Here is a 15,664-nt window from a genome sequence, read left to right on the forward strand (position 1 = left end):
GACCGAGATCCCGTCGAAAACCGGATCGAGTGACTCGGGTCAGAACGGCGGACGGTCAGTGCGCTGTCGCGACCCCGATCGCGTCGTGCACGATCACCGCGGCGACCCGTGCGCCGGCGCCCGCGGCGACGATGAGCTGCTGGGGTCCTGGGGCCGCGGCATCCCCGGCGGCGTAGAGCCCCGGCACGTCCGTGCGGCCTGAGCGATCGGTGACGAGGTGCCCCGATCCATCGACGGCGGGGGATATGCCCTCGAGGAACGACAGGTTCGTGTCCCACTCGGGGCGCACGAATCCGCCGTCGACTTCCACGCGCGTACCGTCAGCGAGGACGACGGCCTCGAGCTTCCCGCGCTCGCCGACGAGTTCTGTGATCGGATGCCGCGCGACGGCGATACCGGATGCCACCAGCTCCGCCTCCTCAGCGGTCGTCACGACGTCGGTGCCGTTCGTGAACACCGTGAGTCGAGGGCTCCACCGGGCGATCAGCCGTGCCCGATCGGCGAGATCGGCGGATTCGCCGATCAGGGCGAGAGGGCGGTCCCGCAGGTCCCACGCGTCGCAGGCCGCGCAGCTGAACAGGCTCATGCCGTAGAAGCCGCGCAGATTGGGGACGTCGGGCAGGGTCTCGCGCAGCCCGGTGGCCAGCAGCACGGTTCGTGCCGTGACCGTCGACGTCGCCTCGCGGCGCCCGATCCCGGCCGTGAAGAATTCGTCGTCGCGTGAGAGACCGGCCACCACGACCCGCGAGCGCACCTCGACGTCGGGGTAGGCCGTGAGCTCCTCCCTGGCGAGGCGGCGCAACTCGTGCGGGGGGATGCCGTCGCGAGTGAGGAAGCCGTGCGAGTTCAGCGTCGCTGCGTTGCGCGGCCGATCGGCGTCGATCACGAGCACGCGCATGAGCGAGCGCCCGAGGTTCAGCGCGGCTGAGAGACCGGCAGGGCCACCGCCGATCACGAGCACGTCGTATGGGGTGTCAGTCATGTCCGTCACCCTGCGGAGGGAGCGCGGCGATGACGGGGTGGTCGAACGTGTACACGCCGACCTTGGCCGCGCCGCCCGGGGAGCCGATCTCCTCGAAGAACTCGACATTGGCCTTGTAGTAGTCGGCCCACTCCTCGGGGAGGTCGTCCTCGTAGTAGATGGCCTCGACGGGGCAGACCGGCTCGCAGGCGCCGCAGTCCACGCACTCATCGGGGTGGATGTACAGCGACCGTTCGCCCTCGTAGATGCAGTCCACGGGACACTCGTCGATGCAGGCGCGATCCTTCACATCGACACAGGGCAGAGCGATCACATACGTCATCGGACCAGCGCTCCGTCGCGCGACACCGCCACCTGCTCCTCGCGGGGGACGACCTTGACGCGCTCCCGCGTGTGCTCGTGCGTCTCGCCCAGGTGCCGCTCGTGCGCATCGAGGGCGAGCCAGCCGTCCCACGTCGTGTACTCGGTGGCCCGCGCGTCGAGCAGATCGAGGACGTCTGCGGCGTCGCCGGCGGAGAGCAGGCCGGCCTCGGCATCCGCGACGAGGTTGGTGATCGTCTCCAGCGCGTCCGACTTGGTGTGGCCGATGAGGCCGACGGGACCGCGCTTGATCCAGCCGGTGGCGTACAGGCCCGGCTGATCGTCCACGCGTCCGCCCGCGTTCGGGACGACGCCGCGCCCCTCGTCGAACGGAGCGCCGTTGACTCGCGTGCCGTAGTAGCCCACGGCGCGGTAGACCGCCTGCACTGGGTATTCACGGACCTCGTCGGTGGACACCAGGTTGCCCGCGGCATCCGTCGTGGTGCGGGCGAAGCGGATGCTCTCGACGCGGCCGTCGCCCTCGATCGAGAGGGGTGCGTGCCAGAAGTGCAGGTGCAGGCGGCGCGACGCCGTGCCGGCGGGCCGGTCTCGCCAGCCGTTGAGGGTGCGCAGCATGACCTTGAGCTGATTGTTGGATGCCGTGGTCGGGTCGACCCCGTCGAAGTCCTCGTCGTGCAGCACGATGTCGACGTCGCGCACCTCGCCGAGCTCGCGGAGCTCGATCGGGGTGAACTTGATGTCGGCCGGTCCTCGGCGTCCGAACACGTGCACATCGGTGACGGCGGAGGACTCGAGGCCGGCCAGAACGTTGTCCGGAACCTCGGTGGAACGCAGGTCGACGGCGTGCTTGGCGAGGACGCGGGCGACGTCGAGGGCGACATTGCCGTTGCCGATCACGGCGACCTCGCGGGCCTGGAGCGGCCACGTGCGCGCGACATCGGGGTGCCCGTCGAACCACGCGACGAAGTCGGCGGCGCCGTACGACCCCGGCAGGTCGACACCGGGGACGTCGAGAGCGGCATCCCGGATCGCCCCGGTCGCGAGGATCACCGCGTGGTACTGCTCGCGCAGCTCGTCCAGGGCGATGTCGCGCCCGACCTCGACGTTGCCGATGAAGCGGATCGTTCGGCGTGCCGCCGGTTCGCCGTCGGATGCCGCGGGGAACGCGTCGAGCATCTCGTGCAGCGAGTTCACGATGCCCTTGATCCGCGGGTGGTCCGGCGCGACGCCGTATCGGATCAGCCCGTACGGCGCGGGGAGCGACTCGAACAGGTCGATCTCGAGACGACCGCCCCGCTCGGAGACGGCGTTCGACAGGAGGTTGCCGGCGTAGATCCCGGCAGGGCCCGCGCCGACGATCGCGACGCGCAGGGCGAGAGGAGAGGAGGACATGGGCATGGCCTTTCGGGGTGCCGCTCCGCGGAGCGTGCGAACGGGGTCAGATCACGTAGTCGAGAGTGCTGTCGATCGCCCGGCTGAGGCCGGTGTCGACGGCGAGTCCGGCATCCATCGCCTCGAACCAGCGGGTCCGCGGGGTCGGGGCCGGTTCCCGCGTGCGACGATTCGCGGACTCGGTGACGTTCGACGGACCTTTCGGGTCGATTCGTCCGTCATTCGTCACATCGTCCGTGATTCGTCGCGCCGCAGAGGCCGCATCCGCAGATTCGGACGCCGGTTCGGATGCCGGAAGGGATGCCGCGTGCGGGCTGAGCCGGACGACATCGCCGACGACGACCACGGCAGGCGAGCGCACCTGCCTGGTCGCGGCGAGGTGGGCGATGGTGTCGAGCGTCCCGACGGTGACGCGCTCGTTCTCGCCGTAGCCGTCCTCGATGATCGCGACGGGGCAGTCCGCGCCGCGCGCACCGTCGGCGAGCACGTGAGCGGAGTGCCCGAGCGTGTTCACGCCCATGAGCAGCACGACCGTGTGGTCGGCACCACCGGGGAGCCGCTCGATCTGGTCGTGCGCGCTGACGACGGTGAAGGATGTCGAGACGCCGCGGTGGGTCAGCGGGATGCCGGCGAGGGCCGGGACCGAGACGGCACTGGTGACCCCGGGGACGACCTCGACGGCCACGCCGGCCTGCTCGCAGAACAGCTGCTCCTCGCGCCCGCGTCCGAACACGAACGGGTCGCCGCCCTTGAGACGCACGACGCGGCGCCCATCGGAGGCGAGCTGCACGAGCAGGGCGTTGATGCCGTCCTGCGGCACCTTGTGGTGACCGGGGAGCTTTCCGACGTCCACGACCTCGGCGGTGAGGACGATGCCCTCATGCGCCAGCTGGTCGAGCACCGACCGGGCGCCGAGCCGATCGGCGACGATGACATCCGCGTCCTGCAGAGCGCGCAGGCCGCGGAGCGTCAGGAGCCCTGCGTCGCCGGGGCCGGCACCGACGAGGGTGACGAGACCGGTCATCTGCTTCCTCCCTGGGCGAGTCCGCGGCTGCGCAGCAGACGCCGCTCGAGCGGCCCGAACAGGACGAGCTCGATGAGGATGCCGATCGCGAGGATCAGCAGGATGGTGCCGAGCACGCCGGCGAGGTCTGCGAGTTCACGGGTCTGCTGCAGCATCGTGCCGACGCCGAACCCGAGCGACCCGCCGCCGGTGATGATCTCGGCCGCCATCAGGGAGCGCCACGAGAACGCCCACCCCTGCTTGAGGCCGGCGAGGTAACCGGGAAGAGCGGCGGGCAGGATGACGGCCGTCGCGAGCTGCCAGCGGCTGGCGCCCAGCACGATGCCCGCTCGACGCAGCTGCGGAGGGACCTGATCGATTCCCGAGAGCAGACCGTTCGTTATCGAGGGGATCGCCCCCATCAGGATCACGAAGTACACCGTGGCGTCGCTCAGCCCGAACCAGAGGATGGCCGCGGGAACCCAGGCGACCGACGGCAGGACCTGCAGACCGGAGATGAGCGGGCCGGCGGCACGCCGTAGCACCTTCCACTCCGCCAGCAGCAGCCCGAGCGGAGTTCCCACGACGATGGCGATGAGAAAGCCGAACACGCCGCGTTCGAGGCTCGTCGCAACGGCCTCCTGCAACCGTCCGGACTCCCAGGCGTCGCCGAGCGCGGCGGCCACCTGCAGCGGCCCGGGGGAGAGGTCGGGTCGCGGCTCTGCGATGACCACGTAGAGCTGCCACGCGGTGAGCAGTACCACGAGCAGGATGATCGGTGGCAGCACCTTGGACAGCGCGGTGCGCCAGGAGGAGGAGCGCCGCTCCTCTTCGCTCTGCAGCCGGTCGAGCCCGGTCGAGAGCGTGTTGAGCTCGTCGAAGGAATCGAGCGCGTTGGTCTTGACGGTTTCACGCGGCATTGCGTCGGATCTCCTCACGCAACTCGGTGGTGATCTCGGCAGCGAGGGCGGAGACCTCCGGCGATTCGATGCGGCGCCCTGCCGTTCCGCCGAGCTTCCATTCCCTGGCGATCCGGCCGGGGCGGCTGGAGAGCAGGATCACGCGCTGGCCCAGTCGCGCGGCCTCGCGCACGTTGTGGGTGACGAACACGATCGTGCGCCCGGTGGCGCGCCAGACGCGCTCCAGCTCTTCGTGCAGCAGGTCGCGCGTGATGGCGTCGAGTGCCGCGAACGGCTCGTCCATCAGCAGCACCGGGCGGTCCTGCGCGAGTGCACGCGCCAGGGCCACACGCTGGCGCATTCCGCCGGAGAGCTCGTGCGGGCGCTTGTCCCCGGCATCCGCGAGATTCACGGTGCCCAGCAGGCGCAGCGCCTCCTCGCGGCGTTCGGACCGAGGGACGCCGCGCAGGCGCAGGGCGAGTTCGACGTTGCGCCGGGCGGTCAGCCAGGGCATCAGGGCCGACTCCTGGAACATCACGGCCGCCCCGGTGCTCGGCACGGAGATCGCCCCGGAGGTCACCGGCTCGAGGCCGGCGATGAGGTTCAGCAGCGTCGACTTGCCGCATCCGGACGCACCCAGCAGGCACACGAACTCGCCGGGTGCGATGTCGAGCGAGACGTCGTCGATGACGAGGGGTCCCGATCCGAACCGTTTGGAGACGTGGTCGATTCGGACGATCGGCTCGGCCGGTGCGGATGCCGGGGCGACCGGCGTCACTCCGTCGAAACTGGGCGCCAGCGAGGAGGCGCCCGCGTACGCACGCGCGGTGTCGTCCGCGATGGCCTTCCCCGCCGGCGCCGTCATCACTCGTCCCCGAGGCCGCTTGCGGAGACCGGCTCCTGGCCGTCCTCCTCGAGCAGCGTGTTCAGCGCGGTCAGATCGAACAGCCCATCGATCGAGCCGTCCTTCTGCGTGCCGGCGGCGAGGCCGTCCTCGACGAGCGTCTCGAAGGTCTCGGCGTGCGGGTCGACCGTGAAGGTGACGTTCTCGAGGGCGCGTGCCAGCACTTCGTCGGAGAGTCCCTTTCCGGTGGCCTCGGTCAGAGCCGCGTTGATGACGACGGGCGCCTCTGCGGCGTTCTCGCCGAGCCACGCGACCGAGGCGATGTGCCCCTCGAGCAGCTTCTCGACCAGGTCGGGGTGGTCCGCGGCGAACTCGGCGCGGACCAGCAGCACGGTGGTCGGGAACGCACCGTTCTCCCACAGATCTGCTTCGTCCACGAGGACGTGCGCCCCGGCATCCACGACCAGACGGGACACCCACGGCTCCGGCAGCCAGGCGCCGTCGACCTCGCCCTGCTGGAACAGGGTCAGCGTCTGGGCGTTCTCGGTGGGTGTGATCGTGACATCGCCGCCGCCGGAGGTCGACGTCTCGAAGCCCTCGTCCGCCAGCCAGCTGCGCAGCGCGACGTCCTGCGTGTTGCCCAGCTGCGGGCTGGCGATGCTCGCACCCTCGAGGTCGGCGACGTCGTCGATCCCGGCTCGGACGACGAGCGCCGCCCCGCCGGAGGTCGCTCCGGCGATGATGTGCGCCGACTGTCCACCGGACTGGATGAACGTGTTGATCGACGGGTTCGGGCCGATGTAGGTGGCGTCGATCGCACCGGCCGAGAGCGCCTCGATCGCGGCCGGTCCGGCGTTGAAGATCTCGGTCTTGAGCTCGATGTCGTCGCCCAGGGCGTCCGTGAACAGACCCTCCTCGACGCCGACCAGCGCCGGCGCGTGGGTGACGTTGGCGAAGTAGCCGAGGCGCACCTCGTCGGCGGGTTCCGTTTCGGCACCGGGGGCCGCGGAGGCGCAGCCGGCGAGCATCATCGCGGCCACTCCTAGAGCGGTGAAAGCGGTGGTCTTGCGGGTGATCTTCACGGTTTCGCCTCCTTAGACGTTGTCGGGGTGGTGCAGGGTCAGTCGACGACGGTGGCCGCGGCGAGCGTCGCCCCGTCGACGGGGTGGATGAGCAGCAGCGAACCGGACGCGCGATTGACCGCGTACGGCTCGATCGGCAGATCGGCGGCGAAGCGCAGCCGCACGCGTCCGATCTCGTTGACGGCGAGCTGCTCCGCGTCCTCGTGCGCGAGGGTCTCGAGGTCGCGCCGGTCGACGATCGCGGAGACCAGTGCCTGCACGGTCGACGTGCCGTGCTTGACGAGCACCTTGGCGCCGGGGGTGGTCGCCCGCGGGTCGAGCTGGAAGAGTTCCACGACGGCTTCGCGGCGCGACGTCGGTGCGGTGCCGGCCGCGGCGATGACGGCGCCGCGTGCGGCGTCCACCTCATCGGCGAGGGTCACAGAGATCGACTGCGCTGCCGTCGCGACCTCGGCATCGTGACCGGCGACCTGGATGCCGGTGATGACCGTCTCGTGGCCTCCTGGCAGCACCTCGACGCGGTCGCCGACCCGGACGGTGCCGGAGGACACGCGCCCGGCGAAGCCGCGGAAGTCGCGGTAGCGTTCGGCGTCTGATGCGGGAATGCGAGGATCGAGACCGCCCTGCGGACGCAGCACGACCTGCACGGGAAGGCGGAATGCGGCATCCGCCGACTCCGTCTCCTCCTGCGTCGGCAGGGTCTCGAGCAGTTCGATCAGCGTCGGGCCGGTGTACCAGGGCGTCTGCGCCGAGCGATCGACGACGTTGTCGCCCTCGAGTGCCGACACCGGCAGCACGTGGATGCCGGACAGACCCAGCTGCTCGGCGACGCGTTCGGCCTCGAGCTCGATCTCGATGAAGCGGTCCTCGTCGTAGCCGGTCAGGTCGATCTTGTTGACCGCGACGATCACGTGCGCGACCCGCAGCAGCGAGACGACCGCGAGGTGCCGGCGGGTCTGCTCGACGACACCCTTGCGCGCGTCGACGAGCACGATCACGGCGTCGGCGGTGGCGGAGCCGGTGACCATGTTGCGGGTGTACTGCACGTGACCCGGGCAGTCCGCGAGGACGAAGCTGCGCTGATCCGTGGCGAAGTAGCGGTAGGCGACGTCGATCGTGATGCCCTGCTCGCGCTCGGCGCGAAGGCCGTCGGTGAGCAGCGCGAAGTCGAACTCGCCGTGCGCGAAGCCGCGGGCGCGGGACGTCGAGGCGACCTGCTCGAGCTGGTCGGCGAGGATCGCCTTGGCGTCGTGGAGCAGCCGACCCACCAGGGTCGACTTGCCGTCGTCCACGGACCCGGCGGTCGCGAATCGGAACAGCGTGTGCTCGCGGAGAAGCGTCGTCATCAGAAGTACCCGTCCTTCTTGCGGTCCTCCATGGCGGCCTCGCTGATGCGATCGTCCGCGCGGGTGGCGCCGCGTTCGGTGAGCGTCGACCGCGCGACCTCGGCGACGACGGATGCCGTGTCGACGGCATCCGATTCGACGGCGCCGGTGCAGCTCATGTCGCCCACGGTGCGGTAGCGGACGACGCGCTTCTCGACCTGCTCGCCGGCCCGCGGGCTGGCGAACTCGCCGACCGCCCACCACATGCCGTCGCGGCGGAAGACTTCGCGCTCGGAGGCGTAGTACAGCGGCGGGAGCGCGATGCCCTCGCGCTCGATGTAGCGCCAGACGTCGAGTTCGGTCCAGTTCGAGATCGGGAAGGCGCGCACGTGCTGCCCGGGGAGGTGGCGGCCGTTGTACAGGCTCCACAGCTCGGGGCGCTGGTTGCGCGGGTCCCACTGGCCGAACTCGTCTCGGAGCGAGATGATGCGCTCCTTGGCGCGGGCCTTGTCCTCGTCGCGACGTGCGCCGCCGAAGACGGCGTCGTGCTTGCCCGCGGTGATCGCGTCGAGCAGCGGCTGCGTCTGCAGCGTGTTGCGGGTGCCGTCCGGGCGCTCGGTGAGGCGCCCGTCGTCGATGTAGTCCTGGACGCTCGCGACCTCGAGGGTCAGACCGAGGCGCGCGACCGTCTCGTCGCGGAACGCGATGACCTCGGGGAAGTTGTGCCCGGTGTCGACGTGCAGCACAGGGAAGGGGACGCGCCCTGGGGCGAACGCCTTGGTGGCGAGGTGCAGGACGAGCACGGAGTCCTTGCCGCCGGAGAACAGCAGCACAGGACGCTCGAACTCCGCGACGACCTCGCGGATGATGTGGATGGCCTCGGCCTCGAGCTGGTCGAGGGCGCTGAGTCGCGGCGGTGCGGCGACGGGGGAGAGGTTCGTCATACGTGCAGCCCGCATTCTGTCTTCGCCTGCCCGGCCCATCGGCCGGAGCGGGGGTCTTCGCCCGGTGCGACCTGCTTCGTGCACGGCTCGCATCCGATGGAGGGGTAGCCGAAGTTCACCAGCAGGTTGACCGGCGCCTTGTGCTCGGCCGCGTACGCCAGGACGTCGTCGAAGCTCCACGCAGCGACCGGGTTCACCTTCACGAGGCCGTTGCGTTCGTCCCAGGTGACCAGCGGCGTGTTCGTGCGGGTCGGGGCCTCGTCGCGGCGCACACCCGTGAACCACAGCTCGTAGCCGCCGAGGGCGTCCTGCAGCGGGGCGACCTTGCGGCGGGCGCAGCAGAGCGCTGCGTCGCGCTCGAACAGTTTGGCGCCGAATTCGGCATCCTGTTCGGCGACCGTCTGGTCCGGCGTGACGTCGACGATGCGCACGTCGAGAGCGCGCTGGACCTCGTCACGTGTCGCGTACGTCTCGGTGAAGTGGTAGCCGGTGTCGAGGAAGAGCACGTCCACGCCGGGGAGCTGCTCCGCGACGAGGTGCGGCAGCGCGGCATCCGCCATCGAGCAGGCGACGGCTGCGGCATCCGCTCCGAAGTTGCGGGCGACCCAGGCGACGACGTCGGCGGCGGATGCCTCGTGGTCGGTCAGGCTGCCGAGCTCGGCGTTGCCCTGCTCGGCGAGGGCCGCGAGTTCTTCGCGCGTGCGCTTGGTCCGGATGCGGGGGGCGAGGCTGACGCTCATTGCAGCGCCTCCTCGTCGGCGCGATGCGCCCACTGTGCGAACGTCTCACCCGTCTCGCGGTCGGCGAGGTATCGACGGATGACGCGCTCGGCGTAGTCGGCGATGCCGTCGGCGGCGACCTTGAGGCCGCGAACGGTGCGGCCGAGCCCTGCCTCGGCGCGGTCGACGCCGGCGAGGCCGCCGCCGAGGTGCACCTGGTAGCCCGGGACCTGCTCGCCGTCGATCGAGACCAGTTGGCCCTTCAGGCCGATGTCGGCGGTCTGGATGCGCGCGCAGGAGTTCGGGCATCCGTTCACGTGCAGCGTGATGGGGCGGCCGATCTCGGGTTCGAGGGCGCCGAGACGCTCCTCCAGCTGCTCGATGGCCGTAGCCGCGTTCGCCTTCGTCTCGACGATCGCGAGCTTGCAGTACTCGATGCCCGTGCAGGCGATCGTGCCGCGGCGGAACAGGCTGGGGCGGGCGGACAGGCCGATCGCGTCGAGTCCCTTCACCAGCGCCTCGACCTCGGTCTCGGGGATGTCGAGGACGAGCATCTTCTGGTGCGGTGTGGTGCGCACGCGCTGCGACCCGTGCACCTCGGCCAGGTCGGCGAGGGCCGTGAGGGTGCTGCCGGAGACGCGGCCGACGAGCGGAGCGGCGCCGACGTAGAAGCGCCCGTCCTTCTGCGCGTGCACGCCGACGTGGTCGCCGATCGTGGTCGGGGCGGGGGCTGCCGGACCATCCGGAAGGGGGCTGTCGAGGTACTCGGTCTCGAGCACCTCGCGGAACTTCTCGGTGCCCCAGTCGGCGAGGAGGAACTTCAGACGCGCCTTGTTGCGCAGGCGCCGGTAGCCGTAATCGCGGAAGATCTGCGTGACGCCGTGCCAGACCTCGGCGACTCGCTCGGGGGCGACGAAGGTGCCGAGGCGCTCGCCGAGCCGGGGGACGACCGAGAGGGCGCCGCCGACCCAGAGGTCGTAGCCGATGCCGAGTTCGGGGTGCTCGACGGCGACGAAGGCGCAGTCGTTGATCTCATGGACGACGTCCTGGCTGGGGTGCCCCGTGATCGCGGTCTTGTATTTGCGGGGCAGGTTCGCCAGCGTCGGGTCGCCGATGAAGCGCTCGGCGATCTCGTGGATCTGCGGGGTCGGGTCGATGATCTCGTCGGCGGCGATGCCCGCGACGGGGGAGCCGAGGATGACGCGGGGCACGTCGCCGCAGGCCTCGGTCGTGCTGAGGCCGACCTCTTCGAGCCGGCGCCAGATCTCGGGGACGTCCTCGACGCGGATCCAGTGCAGCTGCACGTTCTGGCGGTCGGTGAGGTCGGCGCTGTCGCGAGCGAACTCGGTCGAGATCTCGCCGATCACGCGCAGCTGGTGGGTGGTGAGCTGACCGCCGTCGATGCGGACGCGCAGCATGAAGTACTCGTCCTCGAGCTCGTGCGGCTCGAGCTGCGCGGTGCGGCCGCCGTCGATCCCGGGCTTGCGCTGCGTGTACAGACCCCACCAGCGGAAGCGTCCGTGCAGGTCGGTCGGATCGATGCTCTGGAAACCGCCGGCCGCGTACTCGTTCTCGATGCGTTCGCGGACGTTGAGGCCGTTGTCGGCGAGCTTGAACTCCTCGTTGCCGTTGAGAGGCTCCGTACCGTCGACCAGCCACTGGCCGTGCGGTTTCGTCGGCGTACGGCCGGTGCGCGTGCGTGCACCGCGGATCGGGGTCTGCTGGGGCGTGGTCATGAGGATGCTCTCTGCACTGCTCGTCGGAGATGGCGTTGCACAACTCTGACGAGCACGACCATCGCGGTCACGTGCGCGCGACACATGACGTCAGCCGACGAAACATGACGACACAGAGTGCCGAGCGGCGCGGTCTTGAGGTATTCGGGTGTGCAGGCACGTCGAAAGAGTCGGCATATGGGCGAGGTCGGCAATCCGACAGGTGTCGCACTCTCGCGTTACGACGGGCACCCGTAGGTAAAACTTGAGTGAACTCGTATCAACTTTGTTTGACAACGTTCGACGCTCGGGGTACAGTTGAGTCATCGCGACTCAGGTTTGCTGATCGCCTCAGACTCCCCAACCGAATCTCAGAAGGAGAAACACATGGCACGTGCTGTTGGAATCGACCTCGGTACGACGAACTCCGTCGTCAGCGTCCTCGAAGGTGGCGAGCCGAAGGTCATCGCCAACGCCGAGGGCTTCCGCACGACCCCCTCGGTGGTCGCGTTCACGAAGGACGGCGAGGTGCTCGTCGGCGAGACCGCCAAGCGCCAGGCCGTCACGAACGTCGACCGCACGGTCGCCTCCGTCAAGCGTCACGTCGGCACCGACTGGTCCTTCGACGTCGACGGCAAGAAGTGGACGCCGCAGGAGATCTCCGCGCGCATCCTCCAGAAGCTCAAGCGCGACGCCGAGTCGTACCTGGGTGACACCGTGACGGATGCCGTCATCACCGTTCCCGCGTACTTCAACGACGCCGAGCGCCAGGCCACCAAGGAGGCCGGTGAGATCTCCGGTCTGAACGTCCTGCGCATCATCAACGAGCCCACCGCTGCCGCTCTGGCCTACGGCCTCGACAAGGGCAAGGAGGACGAGCTCATCCTCGTCTTCGACCTCGGTGGCGGAACGTTCGACGTCTCCCTGCTCGAGGTGGGCAAGGACGACGACTTCTCCACGATCCAGGTCCGCTCCACCTCGGGCGACAACCGCCTCGGTGGTGACGACTGGGACCAGCGCCTGGTCGACCACCTGATCAAGCAGTTCAAGGAGACCTCCGGCGTCGACGTCTCGGGTGACAAGATCGCCCTGCAGCGTCTCAAGGAGGCCGCAGAGCAGGCGAAGAAGGAGCTCTCCAGCTCCACGAGCACGAGCATCAACCTGCCGTACCTCTCGCTGACCGAATCCGGCCCCGTGTCGCTGAGCGAGACGATCACCCGCGCGAAGTTCGAGGACCTCACCAAGGACCTCCTCGACCGCACCAAGAAGCCGTTCGAGGATGTCATCCGCGAAGCAGGCATCAAGGTCGCCGACATCGACCACATCGTGCTGGTCGGTGGCTCCACCCGCATGCCCGCCGTCGCCGAGCTCGTCAAGCGCGAGACCGGCAAGGAGGCCAACAAGGGCGTCAACCCGGACGAGGTCGTCGCCGTCGGCGCCGCCCTGCAGGCCGGTGTCCTCCGCGGTGAGCGCAAGGACGTCCTGCTGATCGACGTCACCCCGCTGAGCCTCGGCATCGAGACCAAGGGCGGCCGCATGACCAAGCTCATCGACCGCAACACCGCGATCCCGACCAAGCGCAGCGAGACCTTCACCACGGCCGACGACAACCAGCCCTCGGTCGCGATCCAGGTCTTCCAGGGCGAGCGCGAGTTCACCCGCGACAACAAGCCGCTGGGGACGTTCGAGCTCACCGGCATCGCGCCGGCTCCGCGCGGCATCCCGCAGATCGAGGTCACGTTCGACATCGACGCGAACGGCATCGTGCACGTGTCCGCCAAGGACAAGGGCACCGGCAAGGAGCAGTCGATGACGATCACCGGCGGCTCGTCGCTGTCGAAGGACGACATCGAGCGCATGGTGCGCGAGGCCGAGGAGAACGCGGCAGAGGACAAGCGCCGCGCCGAGGCTCTCGAGCAGCGCAACCAGGCCGAGACGCTCGCGTACTCGATCGAGAAGCTCATCAAGGACAACGAGGACAAGCTCCCCACCGACGTGAAGGACTCGGTCCAGGCCGATGTCGACGCTCTGAAGACGGCTCTGGCCGGCGAGGACGACGACGCCGTCAAGGCCGCGTACGACAAGCTCAACGAGTCGCAGGGCAAGCTGGGCGAGGCCATCTACGCCCAGAGCCAGGCGGATGCCTCGGCCGGATCTTCGGCCGAGGGCGACGCCCCCGCCGGTGACGCCTCCTCCGATGAGGACGTCATCGACGCCGAGGTCATCGACGAGGACGAAGAGAAGAAGTAACCATGACGGACAAGAACTTCGACGACAACGACGAGGTTCGTCCCGACGGCGAGGGGTCGGATGCTGCGGCATCCGGCCCCGAGTCGCAGGAGAACCCGGATTCGGCAGAGGCTGCGGCCGCTGAAGGATCCGACGCGACTCCCGCGGACGACCTGACCATCGAGGACATCCTCGGTACCGAGCAGACCGGCGAGGCCGCGGCGGAGGATGCCGTGCTCGCGGACCTCGAATCCGCACTGCTGAACGACCTCAAGCGTCTGCAGGCGGAGTATGCGAACTACCGCCGACGCACCGAGGAGCAGCGCCAGATCGAGATCGACCGTGCCAAGGGAGAGGCGGCCAAGGGTCTCATCCCGGTGCTGGACGACCTCGACCGCGCTGCGCAGCACGGTGACCTCGTCGAGGGCACGCCCTTCGCGGTGATCGCCGAGAAGGTGCGCGCGGTCGTGGAGCGTCTCGGCGTGGTGTCCTACGGCGAGAAGGGCGACGAGTTCGACCCGCAGCACCACGAGGCGATCTTCCAGCAGCCGACACCAGGAGCGGAGAAGACCACGGTTCTCGAGGTCGTCGAGGTGGGCTACCGCCTGGGCGATGTCGAGCTGCGTCCGGCGAAGGTCGTCGTCGCCGTTCCGGCGGAGTAGAGGTCAGATGGCAAGCCAGGACTGGTTCGACAAGGACTTCTACAAGACGCTGGGCGTCTCCAAGGACGTCAGCGACGCGGAGCTGAAGAAGACCTACCGCAAGCTGGCCCGCAAGTACCACCCGGACTCCAACCCGGGGGATGCCGCGGCGGAGGCGACCTTCAAGGAGATCAGCGAGGCGTATTCGGTGCTCTCCGATGCGGAGCAGCGCAAGGAATACGACGAGATCCGTGCCATGGGGTCGGGTGCGCGCTTCACCGCGAGCGGCGCCGGAGCCGGCGGCTTCGAGGACGTCTTCAGCCGGTTCGGGCAGCGCGGGCAGTCGTCCGCCGACTTCGAGGACATCTTCGCGATGTTCAACCAGGGCCAGGCCCAGGGCGGTTCGTTCGGCTCGGGGCGGTTCGGTCAGACATCCGGAGGGTACCGCGGCTTCGGCGGGCCGCAGCGCGGTGCCGACGTCACCGCGCGGACGACCCTCGACTTCATCACCGCAGCACAGGGCGAGACGATCACCCTGCAGGGCGAGGACGGCAAGCCGTTCAAGGTGAAGATCCCTGCGGGGGTCGCGGACGGTCAGAAGATCCGTCTGCGTGGTCGTGGTCGGCCATCGCCCGACGGCGGGGAGAGCGGCGACATCGTCGTGAGCATCGCGGTGCGCCCGCACCCGGTGTTCACGCGAGACGGGCTGAACCTCCGTGTGACCGTGCCGGTGACGTTCACCGAGGCGACACTCGGCGCGACCATCGAGGTGCCGACGCTCGGCGGTGAGACCGTGAAGCTGCGCGTCGCGCCCGGCACGCCCTCCGGACGCGTCCTGCGTGTCAAGGGGCGGGGCATCGCGAGCAGCAAGGGCACCGGCGACCTGCTGGCCGAGCTGCAGGTCGCCGTCCCGTCGCACCTGGACGACGCAGCCCGTGCGGCGCTCGAGGCGTTCGCCGCCGCCGAACCCAAGGAGAACCCGCGCGCGGACCTGATGTCGAAGGCGCGCGGCTGACCCGCCCCTCGCTCGTTGAGGGAGTGAAGCGAGTCGAAACGCAGCAAGAATCGAAGAAAATCCAGGAGGTGATGGCGATGGCCCCCGACGATGACGATGCTCCGGTGTTCGCGATCGCCGTCGCCGCCGAGCTCGCCGGCATGCATCCGCAGACCCTGCGCCAGTACGACCGGATCGGACTCGTCGTCCCCGGTCGTACCAGGGGCGGGTCGCGGCGCTATTCGGCGCGCAACGTGCAGCAGCTGCGTGAGGTCGCCCGGCTGTCCGGCGAGGGCATGAGCCTGCCGGCGATCTCGCGTCTGCTGCACCTGGAGGACGAGGTGCGGATGCTGCGCCGACGCGTCCTGGATCTCGAGGGCGCGTTGCGCGCCGAGCGCGAGAACCGCCCAGGCGTGCGCGTGTTCGCCGCCGGAGCGAGCGGTGTCATCCCCATGGCGTCCGGCCGCCGCATCCGCCGGTCGACCGAAGTCGTGCTGTGGCGACCGGGCGATCGCCGCACCGAGGACTGAGTCCGTCTCACCGGACAGTGAGGTCGTCGCGGTAGGGTGGCGAA

Annotated in this window: 15 protein-coding genes; 4 read left to right on the plus strand and 11 right to left on the minus strand. The window is 69.4% G+C overall.

Translation table 11 applies throughout. The features are described from left to right. Window positions 1-55: 55 nt before the first annotated feature. From ACFCYE_RS03030 to ACFCYE_RS03080, 11 genes are all read right to left on the minus strand, one after another. On the minus strand, window positions 56-982 hold the full coding sequence (locus tag ACFCYE_RS03030; protein WP_376176124.1) for an NAD(P)/FAD-dependent oxidoreductase: 927 nt from the start codon (window positions 980-982) through the stop codon (window positions 56-58). Continuing rightward, window positions 975-1,304, minus strand: coding sequence for a ferredoxin (gene fdxA / locus ACFCYE_RS03035; protein ID WP_376176125.1), 330 nt, complete (start codon window positions 1,302-1,304; stop codon window positions 975-977). Before fdxA ends, ACFCYE_RS03030 begins: the two co-directional genes overlap by 8 nt. Beyond that, on the minus strand, window positions 1,301-2,701 hold the full coding sequence (locus ACFCYE_RS03040) for an FAD-dependent oxidoreductase (RefSeq protein WP_376176128.1): 1,401 nt from the start codon (window positions 2,699-2,701) through the stop codon (window positions 1,301-1,303). Before ACFCYE_RS03040 ends, fdxA begins: the two co-directional genes overlap by 4 nt. 40 nt (window positions 2,702-2,741) lie before the next feature. Further along, the gene (gene cobA, locus ACFCYE_RS03045) at window positions 2,742-3,719 is read right to left on the minus strand and encodes a uroporphyrinogen-III C-methyltransferase (protein ID WP_376176130.1); all 978 of its coding nucleotides are present in this window, start codon (window positions 3,717-3,719) and stop codon (window positions 2,742-2,744) included. Continuing rightward, the gene (locus tag ACFCYE_RS03050; RefSeq protein WP_376176131.1) at window positions 3,716-4,618 is read right to left on the minus strand and encodes an ABC transporter permease; all 903 of its coding nucleotides are present in this window, start codon (window positions 4,616-4,618) and stop codon (window positions 3,716-3,718) included. Before ACFCYE_RS03050 ends, cobA begins: the two co-directional genes overlap by 4 nt. Beyond that, window positions 4,608-5,465, minus strand: coding sequence for an ABC transporter ATP-binding protein (locus ACFCYE_RS03055; RefSeq protein ID WP_376176134.1), 858 nt, complete (start codon window positions 5,463-5,465; stop codon window positions 4,608-4,610). The genes ACFCYE_RS03050 and ACFCYE_RS03055 overlap by 11 nt, the downstream gene beginning before the upstream one ends. Further along, entirely contained in the window at window positions 5,462-6,472 is a 1,011-nt protein-coding gene (locus tag ACFCYE_RS03060) for an ABC transporter substrate-binding protein (RefSeq protein ID WP_376177123.1), read from the minus strand. The genes ACFCYE_RS03055 and ACFCYE_RS03060 overlap by 4 nt, the downstream gene beginning before the upstream one ends. Window positions 6,473-6,561: 89 nt before the next feature. Then, window positions 6,562-7,869 carry a sulfate adenylyltransferase subunit 1 gene (locus ACFCYE_RS03065; RefSeq protein ID WP_376176136.1) on the minus strand — a complete coding sequence of 436 codons (1,308 nt, stop codon included), beginning with the start codon at window positions 7,867-7,869 and terminating at the stop codon, window positions 6,562-6,564. Beyond that, on the minus strand, window positions 7,869-8,792 hold the full coding sequence (gene cysD, locus ACFCYE_RS03070) for a sulfate adenylyltransferase subunit CysD (RefSeq protein ID WP_376176138.1): 924 nt from the start codon (window positions 8,790-8,792) through the stop codon (window positions 7,869-7,871). The genes ACFCYE_RS03065 and cysD overlap by 1 nt, the downstream gene beginning before the upstream one ends. Next, window positions 8,789-9,532: a phosphoadenylyl-sulfate reductase gene (locus ACFCYE_RS03075; protein WP_376176139.1), complete on the minus strand. Its 744-nt coding sequence runs from the start codon at window positions 9,530-9,532 to the stop codon at window positions 8,789-8,791. Before ACFCYE_RS03075 ends, cysD begins: the two co-directional genes overlap by 4 nt. Next, a complete protein-coding gene (locus ACFCYE_RS03080) occupies window positions 9,529-11,247 on the minus strand; it encodes a nitrite/sulfite reductase (RefSeq protein WP_376176141.1) in 1,719 nt (572 codons plus the stop codon). The genes ACFCYE_RS03075 and ACFCYE_RS03080 overlap by 4 nt, the downstream gene beginning before the upstream one ends. 366 nt (window positions 11,248-11,613) lie before the next feature. On the opposite strand from ACFCYE_RS03080, the gene dnaK reads away from it, so the two are divergent. The 4 genes from dnaK (at window position 11,614) to ACFCYE_RS03100 (ending at window position 15,620) form a co-directional block, all read left to right on the plus strand. After that, window positions 11,614-13,476, plus strand: coding sequence for a molecular chaperone DnaK (gene dnaK, locus ACFCYE_RS03085; RefSeq protein ID WP_376176144.1), 1,863 nt, complete (start codon window positions 11,614-11,616; stop codon window positions 13,474-13,476). A 2-nt stretch (window positions 13,477-13,478) separates the two neighbouring features. Beyond that, entirely contained in the window at window positions 13,479-14,117 is a 639-nt protein-coding gene (locus ACFCYE_RS03090) for a nucleotide exchange factor GrpE (RefSeq protein WP_376176147.1), read from the plus strand. A 7-nt stretch (window positions 14,118-14,124) separates the two neighbouring features. Next, window positions 14,125-15,111 (plus strand): DnaJ C-terminal domain-containing protein, encoded by a 987-nt coding sequence (locus ACFCYE_RS03095; RefSeq protein ID WP_376176149.1) that lies wholly within the window; start codon window positions 14,125-14,127, stop codon window positions 15,109-15,111. 71 nt (window positions 15,112-15,182) lie between these two features. Continuing rightward, window positions 15,183-15,620, plus strand: coding sequence for a heat shock protein transcriptional repressor HspR (locus ACFCYE_RS03100; RefSeq protein WP_376176150.1), 438 nt, complete (start codon window positions 15,183-15,185; stop codon window positions 15,618-15,620). Window positions 15,621-15,664: the final 44 nt, after the last annotated feature.

This window comes from Microbacterium sp. NPDC056234, from assembly GCF_042267585.1.
Taxonomy (GTDB): domain Bacteria; phylum Actinomycetota; class Actinomycetes; order Actinomycetales; family Microbacteriaceae; genus Microbacterium.

Excerpts from the sequence above, each read along its gene's own strand:
- ACFCYE_RS03030 (WP_376176124.1), bottom strand. The coding sequence starts at position 982 with ATGACTGACACCCCATACGACGTGCTCGTGATCGGCGGTGGCCCTGCC.
- fdxA (WP_376176125.1), bottom strand. The coding sequence starts at position 1,304 with ATGACGTATGTGATCGCTCTGCCCTGTGTCGATGTGAAGGATCGCGCC.
- ACFCYE_RS03040 (WP_376176128.1), bottom strand. The coding sequence starts at position 2,701 with ATGCCCATGTCCTCCTCTCCTCTCGCCCTGCGCGTCGCGATCGTCGGC.
- cobA (WP_376176130.1), bottom strand. The coding sequence starts at position 3,719 with ATGACCGGTCTCGTCACCCTCGTCGGTGCCGGCCCCGGCGACGCAGGG.
- ACFCYE_RS03050 (WP_376176131.1), bottom strand. The coding sequence starts at position 4,618 with ATGCCGCGTGAAACCGTCAAGACCAACGCGCTCGATTCCTTCGACGAG.
- ACFCYE_RS03060 (WP_376177123.1), bottom strand. The coding sequence starts at position 6,472 with ATGATGCTCGCCGGCTGCGCCTCCGCGGCCCCCGGTGCCGAAACGGAA.
- ACFCYE_RS03065 (WP_376176136.1), bottom strand. The coding sequence starts at position 7,869 with ATGACGACGCTTCTCCGCGAGCACACGCTGTTCCGATTCGCGACCGCC.
- cysD (WP_376176138.1), bottom strand. The coding sequence starts at position 8,792 with ATGACGAACCTCTCCCCCGTCGCCGCACCGCCGCGACTCAGCGCCCTC.
- ACFCYE_RS03075 (WP_376176139.1), bottom strand. The coding sequence starts at position 9,532 with ATGAGCGTCAGCCTCGCCCCCCGCATCCGGACCAAGCGCACGCGCGAA.
- ACFCYE_RS03080 (WP_376176141.1), bottom strand. The coding sequence starts at position 11,247 with ATGACCACGCCCCAGCAGACCCCGATCCGCGGTGCACGCACGCGCACC.
- dnaK (WP_376176144.1), top strand. The coding sequence starts at position 11,614 with ATGGCACGTGCTGTTGGAATCGACCTCGGTACGACGAACTCCGTCGTC.
- ACFCYE_RS03090 (WP_376176147.1), top strand. The coding sequence starts at position 13,479 with ATGACGGACAAGAACTTCGACGACAACGACGAGGTTCGTCCCGACGGC.
- ACFCYE_RS03095 (WP_376176149.1), top strand. The coding sequence starts at position 14,125 with ATGGCAAGCCAGGACTGGTTCGACAAGGACTTCTACAAGACGCTGGGC.
- ACFCYE_RS03100 (WP_376176150.1), top strand. The coding sequence starts at position 15,183 with ATGGCGATGGCCCCCGACGATGACGATGCTCCGGTGTTCGCGATCGCC.